Raw genomic sequence first — 2,410 nt, 5'->3', positions numbered from 1 at the left:
CCGGCGGGGCCCCGCTCGTTTCCGGTGCCGCCCCGACGGCACTTCAGGGCCAGGCCGGGTCGCCCGAGGAGTCGAGGGAGTCGGGGATGACATCGAGGCGCCCGAGAAGGGTGAGGAAGGTGGAGGCGTACGGGGAGTCCTGCACGACGGCGGCGACACGGTTCCAGTCGACCTGCTCGCGCAGGGCACGGACCTGGGGCAGCAGCGAGCCGTAGTCGCAGGTGTGCTCGGAGAACGGCAGCAGCCACGAGATGACCAGGTCGGTGGCCTCCAGGACGGGCAGGATCACCGCCGAGGTCTTCATCGGCTCGGCCCGCTTCAGCAGCTCCGGGGTGATCGGGTGATCGCAGATCGAGAAGATCAGATCCACCAGCCTGCCCTGGTCGAATGCCTTGACCAGCCAGTCCTCCGGCGGTTTGACCGTCTCGAAGCCCAGCTTGCCCAGCGCTTCGAGCGCGAGCGGCACGTCCTCGACGGGGAGGACGAAGTCGACGTCGTGCAGCGAGGGTGCGGCCCCGCGCGCGTACGCCGCACAACCTCCGGCGAGCGCGAACCTGACATCCGCCTCCTTCAGCCCGCTGCTCGCCCGCTTCAGCGTTTCCAGGATTGCGTCCGTGACCTCATGACTGTGGCTGCCCATGGCTCACGCGTACCCCATAACATCCACGGTAGGCATGCCGGACTTTGACTCGGGTAAACGGGGCGTATGGTTCAGGTCGAACATACGCAAAGAGAAAATCCCCATCCTGGAGAAACCCGCAAGGAACGCGTCGACCGCGAGCTCGGTGAGCTCTTACAGGGCCTGCGCGTCGCGGTCACCGGCGTGCAGGTGCTTTTTGCCTTCCTGCTGACGCTGCCGTTCGCCGCGGGCTTCAACAAAGTCGATGTCCTGGGGCACTGGCTGTTCTTCATCGCCCTGCTGAGCGCCGCCATCGTGTCCGTCTGCTTCATCACCCCGGCCGCCCAGCATCGCCTGCTGTTCCGGACCGGGCTGAAGGAGAAGATGCTGCACCGCGCCAACGGAGTCGGCATAGCGGGGGCCGCCGGGCTCGCGATCGCGATGACGAGCTCGGTCGCGCTGGTCGCGGAGACGGTCATCAACGCCTGGCCGGCGGCGGTGTTCGGCGGGGCCGTGGCCCTGTCCAGCGCCTGGCTGTGGTTCGTTCAGCCAATAATCGATCTATACCGCACAGAGGATGACGAGGATGTTAAGTCATGAATTGTGAGGGCAGAGGCTGATTATGGCTACTTTGCTTTGGATCATCGCAGTTATCCTCGTCATCTCCGGGATCTATGTGATCCTGGCCCGTCGCGACCTCCTCTGGGGGATCGTCCTCATCGTCCTCGGCTTCCTCATCGGTCCCGGGGGTGTGAGCATTTTCAATGTCTGACGCGAGCTCCGCGCTCGCGAAAACACCTGTCCAGTGTCGGCCCACTAACCATTCGAGGCGAGCTTCACGCTCGTAGGAACACAAGTCGCCCCGAACTCCCAAGAAGCCTCGCGGGCCGGGTCTCCCCGGCCCGCTTCTTCTTGTCCGCCCCTCCCCCGCCGCCGACGGCCCCCACGGCGGTGCGCCCGGCGGTGCGGGGGAGGGGCGGCGCCCATCTGCAGGGGGCTCGTCTACAGGAGGTACACCCCGTACGCCCGGCCCAGCACCGGCAGCGCCACGTTGCGCACCCGGATGCCGCCCGGGGTGACGCCCTTCTCCGTACCGGCGTGCGCGTGCCCGTGGATGATCAGGTCGGCGCCCTCGGCGTCGACCGCCTCGGCCAGCAGGTAGCTGCCGAGGAAGGGGTAGATCTCCAGCGGTTCCCCGTCGAGGGTGTCCTTGACCGGCGAGTAGTGGGACAGCACGACCCGGTAGTCGGCCTCCAGTTCCTTCAGCGCCACCCGCCAGCGATCGGCGATCCGCTTGGTGTGGCCGACGAACGCCTTGATCTCCGGCTCACCGAAGTCGCTGGCGCACTTGCCCGCGTACCCTCCGCCGAAGCCCTTGCCACCGGCCACGCCGAGCCGTATCCCGTCGATGTCGATCACCGTCGCGTCGTCGTGCAGGACCTCGATCCCGCCCCCGCGCAACAGCGCGGCGATCTCAGCGGGCCGGTCGGAGTGGTAGTCGTGGTTGCCGAGCACCGCCACCGCCGGGATCGGCAGGTCGCGGAACTCGTCCGCCACCATCTCCCCCTCCTCCATGGTGCCGTGCCGGGTCAGGTCGCCGGCGAGCAGCAGCACGTCGGCTCGATCCTCGATGCCGTCGAGCCGCCTGCGGTAATCCCCCCTGAGACTCTCGTCCAGGTGCACGTCTCCGACCGCCGCGATCCGCAGCGCGCTCACAGCTGTTCCTCCCTCACCGGCTCCACCACGCTCACGACATCGATCTCGTTGTGGACGACCAGCCCGGGAGCCGCC

At 67.4% G+C, this 2,410-nt stretch carries 4 protein-coding genes; 2 read left to right on the top strand and 2 right to left on the bottom strand.

Annotated features, from left to right (window positions below; genetic code table 11):
* Positions 1 to 43: 43 nt before the first annotated feature.
* Positions 44 to 640, bottom strand: a complete 597-nt coding sequence (locus tag ABZ260_RS50055) for a hypothetical protein (RefSeq protein WP_355632739.1) — start codon at positions 638 to 640, stop codon at positions 44 to 46.
* Positions 641 to 706: 66 nt separating this feature from the next.
* On the opposite strand from ABZ260_RS50055, the gene ABZ260_RS50050 reads away from it, so the two are divergent.
* Complete coding sequence (locus ABZ260_RS50050) at positions 707 to 1,219, top strand: DUF6328 family protein (RefSeq protein ID WP_355632736.1); 513 nt, start codon at positions 707 to 709, stop codon at positions 1,217 to 1,219.
* Between the two features lie 22 nt (positions 1,220 to 1,241).
* Positions 1,242 to 1,391 (top strand): GPGG-motif small membrane protein, encoded by a 150-nt coding sequence (locus tag ABZ260_RS50045; RefSeq protein ID WP_350912242.1) that lies wholly within the window; start codon positions 1,242 to 1,244, stop codon positions 1,389 to 1,391.
* A 230-nt stretch (positions 1,392 to 1,621) separates the two neighbouring features.
* On the opposite strand, the gene ABZ260_RS50040 is transcribed toward ABZ260_RS50045, so the two are convergent.
* Positions 1,622 to 2,335: a metallophosphoesterase gene (locus tag ABZ260_RS50040; protein ID WP_350912240.1), complete on the bottom strand. Its 714-nt coding sequence runs from the start codon at positions 2,333 to 2,335 to the stop codon at positions 1,622 to 1,624.
* Positions 2,336 to 2,410: the final 75 nt, after the last annotated feature.

Origin of the sequence: Streptosporangium sp. NPDC006013 (assembly GCF_040614275.1) — a bacterium.
Taxonomy (GTDB): domain Bacteria; phylum Actinomycetota; class Actinomycetes; order Streptosporangiales; family Streptosporangiaceae; genus Streptosporangium.
Note: the sequence above shows the minus strand (reverse complement) of the source record. Positions and strands in the feature narration are given on the sequence as shown.